Genomic DNA, 15,912 nt, shown 5'->3' on the forward strand with positions numbered 1-15,912 from the left:
CGGAGTTTAAAATGCCTATCATCGTAAACAGCAACATTGCCTCGCTCAATGCGCAGCGCAACCTGAACCAGTCGAATTCGTCACTGGCTTCTTCCCTGCAAAAGCTATCGTCCGGCTTGCGCGTTAACTCTGCCAAGGATGATGCTGCCGGTCTGGCCGTCTCGGAAGGTCTCACTTCGCAAATACGTGGTAACAGCCAGGGTATCCGTAATGCCTACGATGGCATTTCGGTAGCCCAGACGGCTGAGAGTGCCTTGGGCCAGGTAGGTAATAACCTGCAGCGTATCCGTGAGATTGCGGTACAGTCGGCTAACGGATCGATTTCTGATGACAACCGTTCCCAGCTGCAGAAAGAAGTGGACCAGCTGACGCAGGAAGTATCGCGCATCATCCAGACCACCAACTTCAACGGCACCAAGCTGTTGACGGGTAACAAAGGCATTACGTTCCAAGTTGGGGCTTCTGGCTCTAAGGATAACCAGGTGGTTGCAACTGGTGTCGAGCTGTCGGGCATCAAAGGCTACTCGGGCACTCTTACTGCGACCGGTGCAGTGAAAGTGACCACCTCGGGTGCAGCATCTGCCGCCATTAAGGCTATGGATGAAGCGATCAAGACGGTGACCAATACTCGCGCCACCTTCGGTGCCATCCAGAACCGTTTCGAAGCGGTGATTGCCAATACCCAAGCCTACGTAGAAAACCTCAGCGCGTCGCGTAGCCGTATTGTCGATGCCGACTTTGCTGCAGAGACTGCGCAGTTGACTCGTAACCAGATCCTGCAACAGGCTGGCACCGCCATTCTGGGCCAAGCCAACACCGTTCCGCAGGCTGCCCTGTCGCTGCTGCGTTAAGGTGAGAAAAGTGGTTTCCCCTCTACGGGCTGGATTATGCTGTAGAGGGGAGTCCTTTTTAAGAGGTGCTTATCATGCAAATCGGATCCGTTACCGGGGTGTTGCAGCCTCTGGGTATGACCGCCAGGCAGCAGGCAGAGTTACCACAGCAGTTGTCTAAAGACGGCGAGGCAGCCGCCACGACCAAGCCAGAGACACTGAAGGCCGTTACTGGCGTTAAAGAAGCCGAGGCTAAGGAACAGGCCAAGAACAAAGTTGACCAACAAGCGTTCAGCCAGTCTGACTTGGCCGATGCCATCAAGAAGCTTAACGAGACAGTAAAACTGTACAAGGGTGATTTGCAGTTCACGGTAGACGATGATACCCAGATGCAGATCGTCAAAGTTGTAGATAAAAGCAGCAAGGAAGTAATCAGGCAGATTCCGTCGCCTGAGGTTATCCGCATTGCCAAGGCAATCGAGGACTTTCGCAGCATTCTGCTGCAAGACGAGGCTTAGCCTCGGGAGTAGATCATGGCCATCACCACCGCAGGCAGCAACTTCGATGTTCAGGGTTTGGTATCCCAGCTGATTTCGCTGGAGCAGGCGCCGTTGAACTCCAGTAAGAACAGGATCAACACCTACAATAACCAGATTTCCTCGCTAGGTAAGTTGAAGTCTACCCTGTCCGAATTTCAGACGTCGTTGCGTGGCTTGATTTCCGGTTCGGCGCTCAATGCCAATAAGACTGACAGTAGTGATGCCAGTACCCTGAAAGGCACGGCAGGTGCTACAGCTGCAGCTGGCACCTATGTGGTGAATGTGACCTCGCTTGCTGCGGCGCAAACACTGGCGCTGACGAGCTACGATGGTAGCAGCGGCAAGATCACGTCCAATACGCAAAGTTTGGGCAATGCTGCTGGCGGTAATCTCACCATTGCGTTTGGCTCGGGTAGCACCCTTAATGTCACCATCGGTGCGAATGCGTCTTTGCAATCCATTAGTGACGCTATCAATGCCAAAGGTGGTGATGTGACTGCTTCTGTGGTCAATAGTGGTGCCGATGGTTTCAAACTGGCGCTCAGCAGTAAAAAGGCGGGTACGGAAGGCTCGTTTTCGGTGAGCGGTGGCAGTGCCTTAGGCTTGGGTTTTCTGGATTTTGACCGTACTAGCAGTGCTGCGGCCAACCTTGCCAAACGCACCGCTGCACCGAGTGATGCCCAGTTTACGGTAAATGGTGTCGCCATTACCGCTTCATCCAACAAGGTAACCGAGGCCTTGACCGGTTTGGAACTAAACTTGTTCAAGACCGGTACGGCTACAGTAACCGTTGCTCGTGATGACGAAGCGGTGATCAAGAATGTGCAGGCTTTTGTTGATGGTTTCAACAAAATCAAAAGCCAGGTCGACAGCATGTACAAGCAAAGCAGCAACCAGGTGACCGATGCCAACGGTAAGGTGATTGGCACGGCAGTAAGGCTGGACAATGGTGCCCGCATGATCATGCAAGACCTGACCGCCGAGATGTCAGTTGCGATCTCAGGTGTTACCCTGGGCTCCGGTCTCGGTTATCTGTCGCAGGCAGGTATTTCCTTGCAGAAGGATGGCACTCTGAAGCTGGATAGCGAAGAGTTCAAAAAGGCGCTGAACAAAGATGCAACGGCGGTATATAAACTGTTCAGTAACAACAATACTGACGGCTACGCGGAAAGACTGAATACCAAACTGAACAAGATGCTGGGGCCGGATGGTATGGTGCAGGTACGTACCGATAGCCTTAATCAACAAGTGAATTACGAGAAGCAGAAGCAAGACCAAATCCAGGCGCGTCTGGACATGATGCAGAAGCGCTACCTAACGCAGTTTTCTGCACTGGATGCGGCGTTGGCCAAAATGAAGAACCAAAGCAGCTACATGGCATCGATGCTGGGTTGATATTGAATGATGGGTGCAGGTGAAAAAATGAATCGACTAGCGTTGCAGCAGCTCAACAAGGCCTATCAGCAGGATGCGCTGGAAGCATCGGTATATGGTGCCAGCCCGATCGGGCTGATCGTGATGTTATACGAAGGTGCCATTTCCGCACTGCGCAAGGCACAAGCCGAGATTGCCAAGAACAACTTTATCGAAAAAGGCCGCCTGATCGGCAAGGGCATGGAAATCATCAATGGCCTGGATAATGTGCTGAATCTTGAAAAAGGGGGTGAGGTCAGCGGTAACCTGCGTGAGCTCTATATCTACATGAAGCACCGTCTCGGCGTAGCTAACATGAAAAACGATGCCCAAATCCTTGAAGAAGTCATCGTCCTGCTGGATGAACTGCTGGGTGCTTGGCGCCAGCTGGACAAAATGCAAGGTGCGGGCAGCCGGGTAGGGCAGGTGTAAATGCATGATTCGGTAGCGCCGCCGCTATTGCAGTATGCTGCCCTCACCAGGCAGCTATTCACTTTGGCGCAGAGCGAGCAATGGGACGAATGGTTGCAATTGCTGCCGCAGCGGGACGCACTGTTCGATCAGTGGCGTGAAAATCAGCAGATGGGGCTGATTGGCGAACAAACCCGTGCCATAGTACAAGAGACGCTGCAGTGTAATCAGCAGATGGAAGCGCTGGTGGCCGCTCGCCATCAGGAGCTTTCCGAGTTGTTGCATAGCGCCCGCCAGCAGAACAAACTTTCCAGTACCTACCGGTAAGCTCACTGCTGCCCGACGCTGACCGATTCCGGAGCTGGCAATGAATACTACCGATTGGCTGTTGTTTCTGATCGTGGTGCTGCAATCAGGCATCATTTTCTGGCTGTGGCGGCGTATCGACATGATAGAGTCCGAACGCCGTGTGGAGGCCACTACCTTCGACCATCTGCAACGCCAGATCAGCGTGTTGCAGCGCAGTTTGCAGGATGTCGCCCAGCAGGCGCCTGCTACCAGCCCACTCCCTAGTACGCGCCCTACGGTTCGCCAGCAGCCCTTGGCCAGCAGTGAGGGGGCCAGCCCTTACAACCAAGCTATCGAGCTTTTCAAACGCGGTTTTTCGACAGTCGAAGTGGCAGAACGCTGCGGTATTTCGCGTAGTGAAGCCGAGTTGATTCTTTCTCTGTATCGCAATAGTCCTACTGCATGATTTCTCCGCTTCCCCAGGGTTTGCCAGGGCTGCAAAGCAGTACGTCCGAGCTGGCCGGCAATCCGCTTAGCCCGGCACAAGCACTCAAACTGGGGCGTGAACAAGGGCGTTTGTTGCTGGAGGCTAGCAGCACCCCGGCACGTATGCCGGCGTTGCAAAGTGGCGAGACCATACTGGCCAAGATCAGCGAGCGTTTACCTGATGGCCGCATCGCTGCCCAGATCAAGGGTGCGCCATTCGTGCTCACAGTGCCGCAAGGGGCCACAATTCAGGGCGAAGCACTAAAGCTCAGCGTCGCCACCACCCAGCCGCTGGCATTCTTGTTGCTGGATGCCGACGATCTCAACGCCACCCTTTCCCCTACCGGTACTGCCACTACCCGACAGTCACAAGCACTCGCCCAAGCTCTGCAGTTGGCCGCAGGCAACGAGGGTGTAGAGCTGGAAACGCTTACTCAGCCGCAGGGAAAGCTACCCGCCTTCCAGCGTGGCGAATGGGTGATGGCCAGGGTAGCAGAGCGCTTGCCCGACGGCAGTGCTGCGGTGCTGGTCAAAAACGCAGCCTTCATTCTGAAGGCGCCCGGCGATGGCCAGGCGCTGCGTGCAGACCCGCTGCTCCTGCGTGTGCGTGCTACCGAGCCGCTGTTGAGCTTTACCCAGGTCAACCTACCGCAAGCTAGCAGCAGTGACTCGTCCGCGGCAGTATCCTTCAGCACGGCTTCCCGCTATCTGAGCAGTTTGCTGGCAAGCGGCAATGGTTCGCAGGGTAATGCCGCTACCATGGCGTCACTCGCTACCGCCATGCAGCCAACACTGCAAACAGAAGGCAAGGCATTGGCCGACGTTATTGCCAATCGCTTGGCGGCAGGGTTGGCCGCTATGCCTGCAGCATTGCGTGCCCAGGCCAGCCAAGCTGCCTTGTTGCCTGATCCGGCGCAGCCAGCTCCCGAGCACGAAACTCATCTCAAGGCCACAGTCGAAAAGAGTGGCGTTTTTTATGAGGCCCACCAGAAAGCGTGGGTTGATGGCCGTCTGTCATTGGACGAGCTGAAGCAGGAGCCTCAGGCACGGCTGGCTACCACGCTGGCTAACGCCGATGCCGGCGCTGGCAAGAGTGCCGTCACGCCCGAAACCGGCCATCTGGTGCAACGTCAGCTCGATACACTGGAACAACGCCAGTTCATGTACACCGGCCAGGCCTGGCCAGGGCAACTGGTGCAGTGGCAGATTCAGCCTGAGCAGGCCGGAGAGTGGGAGGGCAACGGTCAGCAAGAGATGCGCGTCTGGCATACCAGTCTCGCCATGAGCCTGCCGGCGCTGGGCGGTATGGCCGCCCGTTTGCGTCTGGTTGGCAACCAGGTACAACTTACCTTTGATACCGACAACACGGCAGCTGCAGCCCTGATCGAACAACATCGTCAGCAACTGGCTGGCGCCATGGAAGCAGCCGGTCTGGCGTTGGCCAGCCTGCAGGTAAGACATGAAACCAGTTCGGGCTGATGGTCGCCGCTCTGCGGTCGCCCTCAAGTATAAAGATGGTGCCAGCGCCCCAACCGTGGTGGCTAAAGGCTATGGCCAGATGGCCGAGCGCATCATCGAACACGCCAAGGACGCCGGCGTTTTCGTGCACGACTCCCCCGAGTTGGTCAACCTGCTGATGCAGGTGGATCTGGACAGCCACATCCCGCCCGAGCTGTACCGAGCCGTGGCCGAAGTGCTGGCCTTTGTCTATTTCCTGGAGCAGCACGCCAAAGGCGAAAAGCTGGACTTTGAACAATGGCTGGCCATGCGCCGGCCCCCCCCCGTTGCCGTTTCGGCAAACAATGGAGCCAAACAATGAGAGTGGGATACATCGGTCTGGGCATCATGGGACGCCCGTGTGTCAGCAACCTGTTGCGTGCCGGTTTTGATGTGACGGTCTGGGCCCGCCGGCCGGAGTCGGCGGCCAGCCTGATTGACGCCGGTGCACACTGGGCACCCAGCGTGGCCGAGTTGGCCACCCAGGTAGACGTGCTGATCACCAATGTGTCCGATACCGCGGATGTCGCCGCGCTGCTGTTGGGCGAGGACGGCGTGGCCAGCACCGCCCGTGCCGGACTGATCTGTATCGACATGAGCACCATCTCGCCCATCGGCGCCCGCGACATTGCGGCCAACCTTGCCGCGCGTGGCATCACCTTCCTGGACTGCCCGGTGTCGGGTGGTGAAGTTGGCGCCGTCAACGGCACGCTCACCATCATGGTGGGGGGCGATGCGGCCGCGCTGGCCAAGGTACAGCCGGTGTTGGCCGCGATGGGCAAAACCATCACCCATATCGGAGACAGCGGCGCCGGCCAGGTTGCCAAGGCTTGCAACCAGATTGCCGTCGGCGTGGGCATCGCTGCCGTCGCCGAAGTGATGAAGCTGGCGCGCGCGTGCGGCGTGGACCCGGCACCTGTACGCCAGGCGCTGCTGGGCGGCTTTGCCGGTAGCAAGGTGCTGGATGTCCACGGTCAGCGCATGATCGATGACAACTACGCGCCCGGTTTCAAGGCCAAACTGCACCAGAAAGACATGGGCATCGTGCTGCAAACCGCGCAAGAGCTGGGGATTCGTCTGCCCGAGGCCGAACGCGTTGCCGGGCTGATCGGTGAACTGGTGGCCGGCGGCGAGGGCGAGCTGGATTCCTCCGCCATCGCGCGGCTGATCTGGGCCGATAATGCATGAAATGATTGAGTTTTTTTATACGTACAACTTATAGTGTATTTTATTGCTGAATGCATGGCGGTTAATACTTTATAGCGGTCGTCAGCCCTATCCAAACACACAGGTGTGGTATGAAAAAAACCATCCAATTCAAGCAGTTGTTGCAATCTGATGATCTGTCTTTCATCTGCGAGGCGCATAATGGTTTAAGTGCCAAAATTGCGGAAGAAGCCGGCTTTAAAGGCATTTGGGGAAGTGGCTTGAGCATCTCGGCACAGTTCGGCGTTCGTGATAACAATGAAGCCAGTTGGACCCAGGTTCTGGACATGCTTGAGTTCATGTCGGACGCTACCACTGTTCCGATCATGCTTGATGGCGATACTGGTTATGGCAATTTCAACAACGTGCAACGTCTGGTAAGAAAGCTAGAGCAACGCGATATTGCTGCCGTATGTCTGGAAGACAAACTGTTTCCCAAAACCAATAGCTTCATCTCAGGCAAGCGGCAGCCGCTAGCGGATATTGATGAGTTTGCAGGCAAAATCAAGGCCGGCAAAGATGCACAGAAAGATGATAGTTTTTCGATTGTTGCGCGCGTAGAAGCGTTTATTGCCGGCTGGGGCCTGGATGAGGCAATAAGGCGTGCCGAAGCCTACCATGCTGCAGGCGCCGATGCGATTTTGATTCACAGCGCGTTGGCCACGCCGGATGAAATCCTGTCTTTTACCAAAGAGTGGGCCAACCGGGCGCCGGTTGTGATTGTGCCTACCAAATACTATTCCACGCCGACTGAAGTATTCCGTTTGAACAAGATCGCTATGGTCATCTGGGCAAATCACATGCTCAGATCGGCAGTTCAAGCCATGCAGCATACCGCACAACGTCTCTATCAGGAGCAGTGTCTCATCCGGGTGGAGAGCGAGGTTGCGAGTGTCTCTGAGATTTTCCGCCTGCAGGGTGCCGGTGCACTAGAGGTGGCTGAGAAACGATACCTGCCTAGCGCCGTATCCAAACCGGCAGCACTGGTTTTGGCGGCTTCCAGAGGTGTCGAGTTGGGTGAGTTGACTCTGGATAAGCCCAAAGCAATGGTAAAAGTAGCTGGTCAGCCCATTTTGAGCCATATCGTTTCGGCGTATAACCAGGCAGGCATCAAGGATGTCACGGTCGTGCGTGGTTATGCGGCAGAGGCGTTCGATTTACCAAACTTGCAGTATGTTGATAATCAGGAGTATGACCAGTGTGGCGAATTGGTTTCCTTGCAGTTGGGCTTATCGCAGCTGGCAGCCAAAGAAAATGGCGTTATCGTTTCTTATGGAGATGTGCTGTTCCGTAAGTATGTGCCAAATATCCTGGTTGATGCCAAAGACGACTTGGTCATTATGGTCGATACCCAGTGGCGTGAAAGTGCCAATTTGCACCGTGTTGCCGACTTTGTCATTAACTCTCACCCCTACTCACGTCAGCATTACGCACGGCCAGTCATGCTCAGCCAGATAGGTGAACTCTCGGCACTTGAGAATAAAGAAATTCATGGTGAATGGATGGGTTTCTTGTATATCAGTTCAAACAAGCTATCCCAAATCACACAGTTGTTAGACAGTCTGCTGAGTCAAGATGTGCAGTTCCGTCGCCACGGTACCCTACCCGCTTTTCTTAACATCCTCGTAGCGCAAGGCTTCCCTGTCCGGGTGGTTTATACGACGGGGCACTGGCTGGATATTGATAGTCTTGATGATCTGATCGCGGCAGGGAGTTTCTGATGCTTGATGCCAGTGTGTTTGTCAATGCCGCCCTGGGCCAAGGTTTGTCGCTATGGACCGGCGTGCCATGCTCCTACCTGCAGCCATTCATCAACTACGTGATTGCTGCTGACGATGTGGCGTATGTTCCGGCCAGCAATGAGGGCGATGCGCTTGCCATTGCCGCCGGCTACCAGTTGGGTGGTGCGTACGCCGTTGTTATGTGCCAGAACTCGGGCTTGGGCAATGCGGTTAACCCTTTGACATCGCTGACGCATACTCATCGCATCCCGGTGCTGTTGATTGTCACCATGCGTGGTGAACCTGGCGGCGCGGTGGATGAACCGCAGCACGAGTTGATGGGTGAAATCACAACATCGCTGCTTGATGCGATGCAGATACCTTGGGAGTACTTTCCCACAGAGCTCGCGCAGGTTGCCCCCTGTCTGTCTCGCGCATTAAGCTGGATGCAGGCGGAAAACCGTCCTTATTGTCTCCTTATGCGTAAAGGCAGCGTGGCGCCATGGCCTGTCAGCAGTAAACTCCATGAGCCGCGTCTTAGTGCTAGCCAGTACGAATTGAAAACCGGCGCAGCACAGCTAAAGCGGGGTGACGTTCTGCGGCTTATACAAGAACAGGCAGACCGGTCTACCATCTTGTTGGCCACAACGGGCTATACCGGCCGGGAGTTGTACGCGCTAGCAGATCTTCCCAACCAGTTGTATCTGGTGGGCGCCATGGGCTGCGCATCCAGTGTCGCCCTTGGTTTGGCGATGGCCAGACCGGACCTGAGAATCATCGTACTGGATGGTGATGGCGCTTTACTCATGCGTATGGGGGCACTGGCCACTATTGGCTTTATGGCCCCTTCGAATCTTGTGCATGTCCTGCTTGATAATGGTCTTCACGAATCGACTGGTGGTCAGCTTACCGTTAGTGGCAGTGTCGATCTTGAAGGTGTTGCCACTGCTTGCGGTTATCCGACTGTACACACCGTTTTTACTGCAGAAGACCTGCTCACCGCACTACAAACGCAAAAATACGGTCCTTCTTTTGCGCGAGTAAGGATTTTACCCGGGGTTGCTGCTGATTTACCCAGGCCGGCTATCGGTCCTGTTGAGGTAACGCAGCGGTTACGTGATTATTTGTCAAATTTGTCCTAAAGAAATGATACTTCTTAACCCCGGTCCGGTTACCCTTTCCCCGTCTGTACGTAATGCCCTCCATGGCGATGACCTATGTCATAGAGAGCCTGAATTTGCTGCCATGACAAAACGAATCTGTCAAAAACTGGAAGCGGTTTATCCGGTATGTCAGGCTCAATATCAGGCAGTATTGCTTACAGCTTCTGGCAGTGGTGCTGTCGAGGCCATGCTGTCCACTTTTTCTCCATTCGATGGTAAAACGCTGGTGCTGTGCAATGGGGTATATGGCGAACGCATGGTTGCCATGTTGCAAAGGCAGAACAAGCCGGTTGAGGCATTGATGAATGACTGGCGTAGTCCTTTGTGTCTTCTTCAGTTAGAGACGCGGCTTGCTCATGGCGGTATAACCCACGTTGCTGTTGTTCATCACGAGACCACTACCGGAAGATTGAATGATTTGTCTGCCATCGCAGCTATGTGTCTGCGTTTCGGCACCAAATTGATGATCGACGCGGTGAGTAGTTTCGGCGCTGAGTGGATTGATTTTGCAAACTGGCAGCCACTCGCAGTCGCTGCAACAGCAAACAAATGTTTGCACAGCATTCCCGGTGTGGCTTTTGTCATTGCGCACGAGCAGGTATTACAGCAACAGAAAACGGCCGCCACAACCCTGTATCTTGATTTGCAGATGTATTACCGTGAGCAGCGTCACGGTTGGTCACCTTTCACTCAGGCAGTCCAGGGCTTCATGGCGTTAGAGGCCGCACTGGATGAATTTCATCAACTGGGTGGTTGGCAAGCCAGAAGACAGACCTACCAACATCGAAGCGAAATGATATCTGCCCACCTGGCTACCTATGACATACAGCCGCTACTGATGCCAACAGACAGTAGTTGCATCTTAAAGACTTATACATTACCGGATGGCATTGGCTATGACTTTCTGCATGATGAGTTAAAAAGAGCAGGCTTTACCATTTATGCAGGGCAGGGCCAGTTGGGGGGTAAAGTCTTTCGTATTGCCGTCATGGGGACAATTTCAGATTTTGAAATGCAGCAATTGCTGGTGCAGTTCGACAAAGTAATGGAGTGCTAAAGCTTATGCTACCACGCTTGGCAGTGATTCTGGCCGCAGGTCGAGGGGAGCGTTTCGGAGATCAAGGCAAATTACACCCTAAGGGTTTCATTGACCTAGGTGATGGCCCCATAGTAAAAATTTCTATAGATAAATTGATAGCGGCCGGTATCAGTAAGGTTATTGTGGTTTCGGGCCATTTGGCACCATTTTACCAGTCATTGGCCAAGCAATATCCAGGCGTTATCGATTTGGTTCACAATCCATCTTATGCTCAGTCTGGCAGTATGTTTTCACTTGCCTGCGCTGCACATAGCATCAATGAGGACTTTTTGCTTCTAGAGTCGGATCTCATTTACGACAGGAAAGCGCTGGAACACCTCGCTAACGCGTCTAGTCCGGATGTGGTTCTGGTTTCTGGTGCAACCAGCTCGCAGGACGAAGTTTATGTTGAAGCTGATCAAGGTTTCTTGAAAAATTTGTCAAAAAATAGATGCTTGCTATCCTCTGAACCTGTTGGTGAGTTGGTCGGTATCAGTCGTGTCTCAATGGCATTTTTTTCGCACATGATGGATTACTCGCTTGATGTTTTCAAACAGACAAAGCATCTGGAGTATGAAAGTGCTTTGGTTGCTGCCTCTGCCGTGCTGCCTATGCAGTGCCTGAAAATAGAGGATTTGGCATGGTCCGAAATCGATACTAAATCACATTTGGAGCGTGCTATTTTGCAGGTTTACCCCAGTATAAAAGCCAGGGAGTGCCCATGAATCAGCCTGATGTAGCAGCTTGGTTAGCGGTTTGGCAGCGGCGTAAGTTCACCCTTGACCAGACAAATGCCGACTTTTTGCAAGCCCTGATCGATGTTGATGGCTTTGATAGCGGTGCTGGTCGGATCAAGGCTGACGCATGGCGTAGTTATGTCTGCAGCGTCGCTGATCGTTTGGGGTTGTCGCCTGGCAAGCAGGTGTTCGAGGTGGGATGTGGTGCCGGTGCGTTCCTGTATGTTTTACGGGAGCTAGGTGCGACAGTCTCTGGTATTGATTACGCTGAGAACCTGGTGCGTATTGCCCAAGAGGCCATACCTGATGGTGTTTTTCTCCATGCGGAGGCATTGCACATGCCTGTTGCTGAGCAGGTCGATCATGTCCTTGCAAATAGTGTTTTTCATTATTTCCCGACAGAAGCTTATGCTGAAGCTGTACTGTTTGCGATGATGAATAAGGCCAGAACATCGCTTGCCATACTTGAAGTGCCAGATGCAGCTCGTCAGGTCGCATCCGAGCGCGCGCGCCGGGACTGTTTGTCTGAGCAAGAGTACGAGATTCGCTATAAAGACCTTGCTCACAGATACTATCAGCGGGAGTGGTTCTACAGTATGGCCGAAAAGAATGGCTTTTCTTGCGAAATTAGCGATCAGTCGATTAATGGTTATGCTCAGAACCAGTTCCGCTTTAACTGTTTCATGACTAGAAAATAATTTCGGCACTCAAGTACAATGATACATCGTCCTGTTATTACTTTTTTTCATACAGATGGTTGTGAGTGGCAAACAGTTGCGCCAATCGCAGATGAAGCTAAAGCACGCGGTTTTCCTGTGCGATTCAGTACGGATTTGACAGAAAAAGTGCAAATTGGTGTTTACTGTCAGCATGCTTGCAAGCCGAATGCCGATTTGTCTGCCATTATGCTTCACGATTTGGCTCAGCGACATGATATATGGCCTGACTTTTGGGATTACGAACCGTGGCATCACTTCGACTTCGGCTTTTTACCAGGAAACGCTTGGGCTGAGCGTTGGCTTGCCCAAGCGAGTAAGCCGCACGCGCATCCCCGACTCGGTATTTTCAATGTCGGCTGGCCTAAAGCGGATTTGATTTATCGTAACCGTGATGTGTTTGCTAAAAAGTCTGAAGAGCTCCGAGCACAACTTGGGTTAAAGCATCCCCATACCATCCTGTACGCGCCATCATGGGAAAACAATGGGAAGCAAGATGATTTCGTGCAGCGGCTAAGAGATCTGCCAGTCAATCTGTTGCTAAAGCAAGCGCCATGGTCAGAAGCCTACCCACAAGTACTGGATAATATACGCCGCATGAATCAGCTACATGAGGGGCTGGCAGACAATATTCATATTGTTGATCCGAATGTAAGCATCATGTACTGCATTGGCGTGGCAGACTTGCTGGTCTCGGATGAGTCCAGTGTCCTGATTGAGGCGGCTTTGCATGGTGTTCCAAGCGTGGCTGTGACCGATTGGCTTATTCCGGATCGAATGCCTCCTCGATTTGCGTGTGTCCCCTTTGATAACGTGCGTAAGACAACTAAATCTGAGTTGAGAAAGATTGTTCAGTCAATCATTGTTGATCCTTTATTCGCCAGAGAGCAGGCAACAATACTTCGTGATCATCACTTTAGTCATTTTGGTCAAAGTGCTGTAATGGTTGTGGATTTGCTTGAAGCTGAGATTGAAGGTCGTGATCTGCCCCTATTGCCTCTTTCGCAAAGTAATGTAGCGCTCAATACAGATTTGCAGTCTTACCAAGAGGCTGAGGCTTTTTTTCAAAGCGGTAATCAATCAGCTGCAAAGCAGATTTTGCAGGATCTAGTTTCAAAAGGCACTCCTTGCTGGCAGCCTTATAATGATCTTGCTGCCATCGCATTTTCTGAGGGTAATGTCACAGTGGCGTTGAACCTTATTTCTCAGGCAGTGGCTAAGGAGGACTCTATCGGTATTACCATGCGGAATATGGCGCAAATGTATCAAGCTAGTGGTGCGGTCGACGATGCTGCCGTTCTGATGGCTAAGATTTTGCAGCATAATCCAAGTGATGATGAGGTAAAAATGCAGTTGGCCGCATTGTTGTCAAGTAATTTTCAAGCCAACGTAAAATTGGAAACTTGTCACATGGTTATCAATACGTTGTTAGCGCGGCAGTAGTCTTGTTGGTCGTGAGTTTATCGGGTTTTGATTCATTCCTCGCAAAAATGCGATGATGATCTATGACTGCTGGTTCTTCTGTGAGAGAAAGAAAAATGCATAAAAAAATACAGACACAATTTCTGGCACCAGCGTATCTCGCAGAATTTTCGTGTGTCGGCCCACTTTGTTCGGATACATGTTGCACGACCACCTGGCAGATTCATCTGGATAAGCGAACTTTTTCTACTTACAAGAATGCGAAAGATCTGCAGCTAAAGCCACTGTTTGACAAGCATGTTCAGCGGATGCGTTCTGCAACTGATTCTTCATCATTTGGCAAAATTGTTGCGGTGGAGGGATCATCTGATTGTCCGATGCTGGATAAGGATAGACTTTGTGTCATTCAAAAGCGCTTGGGAGAGTCTGCGCTTTCCAATACCTGTCATATTTATCCAAGGAAAATCAGTAGTTTGAATGGTGCGCTACATCAGGTGGCCTCGCTGTCTTGTCCTGAGGCTGCAAGATTGGCGTTAAGCACGCCTGGTGCGATGTCTTTTATAACCTTGCCGTCTTCCGTTAGACATGAATTGATGCCGAGTGCGCCGGCGAGTCTCTCTAAAGTCAGGCAGGAGATCGCGCAGGATATCCACTATTTTTGTCTCACCCTGCTATCGGAAAGCAGCCTCTCGCTGTGGCAGGCTTTGGCGATATGTGGTGTTGTGTGCCAGCGGATAGAGGAGCAGCCAGAGCTGCTTTCTTCTCGAACCGAGTCGGCTGCTTTGATCGAGGCCATCAAAATATCTCTTGAACAGCCTGATGGCATCTTGCATGATTTTTCGGTGGTAAAGGCCAATAGGGAGTATCAAGCCAAACTATTTTACTTTTTGGCTAGCCTGCCGCTGACGGTTAAAAAGGCCTCGTCTAACCTGAGATGGGCGGATTTGCTGACCCGCATGAATGCGGTGCTCGGTGAAGAAAAAGAAGGCTTCCTAGCTGCATATCCTCAGGTAATGAGTGAGTGGGACGATAAGATCAAGCAGCAAGATCTGGACTATGTGCTAAGAAACTACCTGATCAATCTGGCATTAGTCCGCACTTTTCCACTTGGGCCTGGTATGTCTGCCATGCAAGCTTTTTCATCGCTGGTGGTATCGTATTTATGGGTACGTAGCTTTAGTGCCGTCCTGTCATCGCGAGAGGGTAAAGCGAATCTGGATGACATGATTCACGTCGTTCAGACACTGGAGCGAGTTTTTGAACACGATCAATTGTATATGCGTGCCATGGCTCAGGGGTTGTCATCCTGTGGTTATACTAGCCTAGAGAGTATGTTGCCTTTGCTATTGTGACGATGATTTTATGTCGGTGACCGGTGATTCTTGTGGTTATGGCACCAAAAACACAGGAGCGGCAGATGCCGCTCCTGTGCTAATTCACCGACTTCAAGGCAGCTTAGCTGAGGCTAAATGACCTTTTGAACATTAGCAGCAGCCGATCTCGTCCTGAGCGTTGCTATTCGACGTTCTGGATTTGCTCGCGCATCTGTTCGATCAGCACTTTCAGTTCAACCGACGCCTGGGTAGTGTCAGTGGATACCGATTTGGAGCCTAATGTATTGGCTTCTCGGTTAAGTTCCTGCATCAGGAAGTCCAAGCGCTTGCCAACCTGACCACCGGTTTTCAGGATGCGACGTACTTCGGCCAGGTGGGTGGTGAGGCGTTCCAGCTCTTCATCCACATCGATTTTCTGGGCAAACAGCGCGAATTCCTGCTTGATGCGGTCGTCGTCGACATTGCCCAGTGCTTCTTGCAGGCGGGTGGCCAGTTTGCTGCGGTAGGCTTCCAGAATGACGGGCAGGCGCGGTTTGATGTCGGTGATGATGGCTTCCATGCCGGCAATGCGCTCTTGCAGTACCTGCGCCAGTTTGCTGCCTTCGCGGGCACGGGTGTCGCGGAAGTCGCCCAGTACGGTCTGCAAGCCGTTCAGGCACAGTTGTTGTAGCGCTTCCGGCGGCAGCGAGTTGGACTTCAGTACGCCGGGCCAACGCAGCAGTTCGCCCATGCCCAGCTCGCGGATGTGCGGCGCCAGTTCGCGCACTTCGGCGCTGACTGCCAGCAGGCGCTGCACGGTATCGCGGTTCAGTTCGAGCTGCGGGGTATCGCTGTCGGTCTGGTTTAAGCCGATGCGGCATTCCACCTTGCCGCGTGTTACCTTGCCGGCGATCAGTTCGCGCATTTGCGGCTCGATGACGCGCAGCTCTTCCGGCAGACGCATCTGTACGTCAAGATAGCGGTGGTTGACAGCGCGCAGTTCGATAGACAACAGGCCACCCGGAAACTCGCGGGTGGTAGAGGCAAAGCCTGTCATGCTTAAAATCATGGGGGGCTCCTAAAAAATGGAAT

At 52.9% G+C, this 15,912-nt stretch carries 17 protein-coding genes; 16 read left to right on the forward strand and 1 reads right to left on the reverse strand.

Annotation, left to right across the window (positions count from 1 at the left end):
* Window positions 1–11: 11 nt before the first annotated feature.
* From ACK4FZ_RS13130 to fliB, 16 genes are all read left to right on the forward strand, one after another.
* Window positions 12–851 carry a flagellin gene (locus ACK4FZ_RS13130; protein ID WP_409821588.1) on the forward strand — a complete coding sequence of 280 codons (840 nt, stop codon included), beginning with the start codon at window positions 12–14 and terminating at the stop codon, window positions 849–851.
* A 74-nt stretch (window positions 852–925) separates the two neighbouring features.
* A complete protein-coding gene (locus tag ACK4FZ_RS13135) occupies window positions 926–1,348 on the forward strand; it encodes a flagellar protein FlaG (protein WP_409821590.1) in 423 nt (140 codons plus the stop codon).
* 15 nt (window positions 1,349–1,363) lie between these two features.
* Window positions 1,364–2,764 (forward strand): flagellar filament capping protein FliD, encoded by a 1,401-nt coding sequence (gene fliD, locus ACK4FZ_RS13140; RefSeq protein WP_409821592.1) that lies wholly within the window; start codon window positions 1,364–1,366, stop codon window positions 2,762–2,764.
* 6 nt (window positions 2,765–2,770) lie between these two features.
* Window positions 2,771–3,214: a flagellar export chaperone FliS gene (fliS, locus tag ACK4FZ_RS13145; RefSeq protein WP_409821594.1), complete on the forward strand. Its 444-nt coding sequence runs from the start codon at window positions 2,771–2,773 to the stop codon at window positions 3,212–3,214.
* Window positions 3,215–3,520 carry a flagellar protein FliT gene (locus ACK4FZ_RS13150; protein WP_409821596.1) on the forward strand — a complete coding sequence of 102 codons (306 nt, stop codon included), beginning with the start codon at window positions 3,215–3,217 and terminating at the stop codon, window positions 3,518–3,520.
* Between the two features lie 40 nt (window positions 3,521–3,560).
* Window positions 3,561–3,947 carry a DUF2802 domain-containing protein gene (locus ACK4FZ_RS13155; protein ID WP_144374136.1) on the forward strand — a complete coding sequence of 129 codons (387 nt, stop codon included), beginning with the start codon at window positions 3,561–3,563 and terminating at the stop codon, window positions 3,945–3,947.
* Window positions 3,944–5,446, forward strand: coding sequence for a flagellar hook-length control protein FliK (locus ACK4FZ_RS13160; protein WP_409821597.1), 1,503 nt, complete (start codon window positions 3,944–3,946; stop codon window positions 5,444–5,446). The genes ACK4FZ_RS13155 and ACK4FZ_RS13160 overlap by 4 nt, the downstream gene beginning before the upstream one ends.
* Window positions 5,427–5,786, forward strand: a complete 360-nt coding sequence (locus ACK4FZ_RS13165; RefSeq protein ID WP_409821599.1) for an EscU/YscU/HrcU family type III secretion system export apparatus switch protein — start codon at window positions 5,427–5,429, stop codon at window positions 5,784–5,786. Before ACK4FZ_RS13160 ends, ACK4FZ_RS13165 begins: the two co-directional genes overlap by 20 nt.
* A complete protein-coding gene (locus ACK4FZ_RS13170; protein ID WP_409821601.1) occupies window positions 5,783–6,652 on the forward strand; it encodes an NAD(P)-dependent oxidoreductase in 870 nt (289 codons plus the stop codon). The genes ACK4FZ_RS13165 and ACK4FZ_RS13170 overlap by 4 nt, the downstream gene beginning before the upstream one ends.
* Before the next feature lie 110 nt (window positions 6,653–6,762).
* On the forward strand, window positions 6,763–8,391 hold the full coding sequence (aepX, locus tag ACK4FZ_RS13175; RefSeq protein WP_409821603.1) for a phosphoenolpyruvate mutase: 1,629 nt from the start codon (window positions 6,763–6,765) through the stop codon (window positions 8,389–8,391).
* On the forward strand, window positions 8,391–9,533 hold the full coding sequence (aepY, locus tag ACK4FZ_RS13180; protein WP_409821605.1) for a phosphonopyruvate decarboxylase: 1,143 nt from the start codon (window positions 8,391–8,393) through the stop codon (window positions 9,531–9,533). Before aepX ends, aepY begins: the two co-directional genes overlap by 1 nt.
* Before the next feature lie 103 nt (window positions 9,534–9,636).
* Window positions 9,637–10,611, forward strand: a complete 975-nt coding sequence (locus tag ACK4FZ_RS13185; RefSeq protein WP_409821607.1) for an aminotransferase class V-fold PLP-dependent enzyme — start codon at window positions 9,637–9,639, stop codon at window positions 10,609–10,611.
* 5 nt (window positions 10,612–10,616) lie between these two features.
* On the forward strand, window positions 10,617–11,357 hold the full coding sequence (locus ACK4FZ_RS13190; RefSeq protein ID WP_409821609.1) for an NTP transferase domain-containing protein: 741 nt from the start codon (window positions 10,617–10,619) through the stop codon (window positions 11,355–11,357).
* Entirely contained in the window at window positions 11,354–12,067 is a 714-nt protein-coding gene (locus ACK4FZ_RS13195; RefSeq protein ID WP_409821611.1) for a class I SAM-dependent methyltransferase, read from the forward strand. The genes ACK4FZ_RS13190 and ACK4FZ_RS13195 overlap by 4 nt, the downstream gene beginning before the upstream one ends.
* Before the next feature lie 18 nt (window positions 12,068–12,085).
* Window positions 12,086–13,528, forward strand: a complete 1,443-nt coding sequence (locus ACK4FZ_RS13200) for a hypothetical protein (RefSeq protein WP_409821613.1) — start codon at window positions 12,086–12,088, stop codon at window positions 13,526–13,528.
* 62 nt (window positions 13,529–13,590) lie between these two features.
* A complete protein-coding gene (fliB, locus tag ACK4FZ_RS13205) occupies window positions 13,591–14,859 on the forward strand; it encodes a flagellin lysine-N-methylase (protein WP_409821615.1) in 1,269 nt (422 codons plus the stop codon).
* A 163-nt stretch (window positions 14,860–15,022) separates the two neighbouring features.
* Here fliB and ACK4FZ_RS13210 read toward each other — a convergent pair whose 3' ends face one another.
* Window positions 15,023–15,889, reverse strand: coding sequence for a YicC/YloC family endoribonuclease (locus ACK4FZ_RS13210; RefSeq protein WP_409821617.1), 867 nt, complete (start codon window positions 15,887–15,889; stop codon window positions 15,023–15,025).
* Between the last annotated feature and the right edge of the window lie 23 nt (window positions 15,890–15,912).

Source organism: Vogesella sp., assembly GCF_046297735.1.
In the GTDB taxonomy this organism is placed as follows: Bacteria; Pseudomonadota; Gammaproteobacteria; order Burkholderiales; family Chromobacteriaceae; genus Vogesella; species Vogesella urethralis.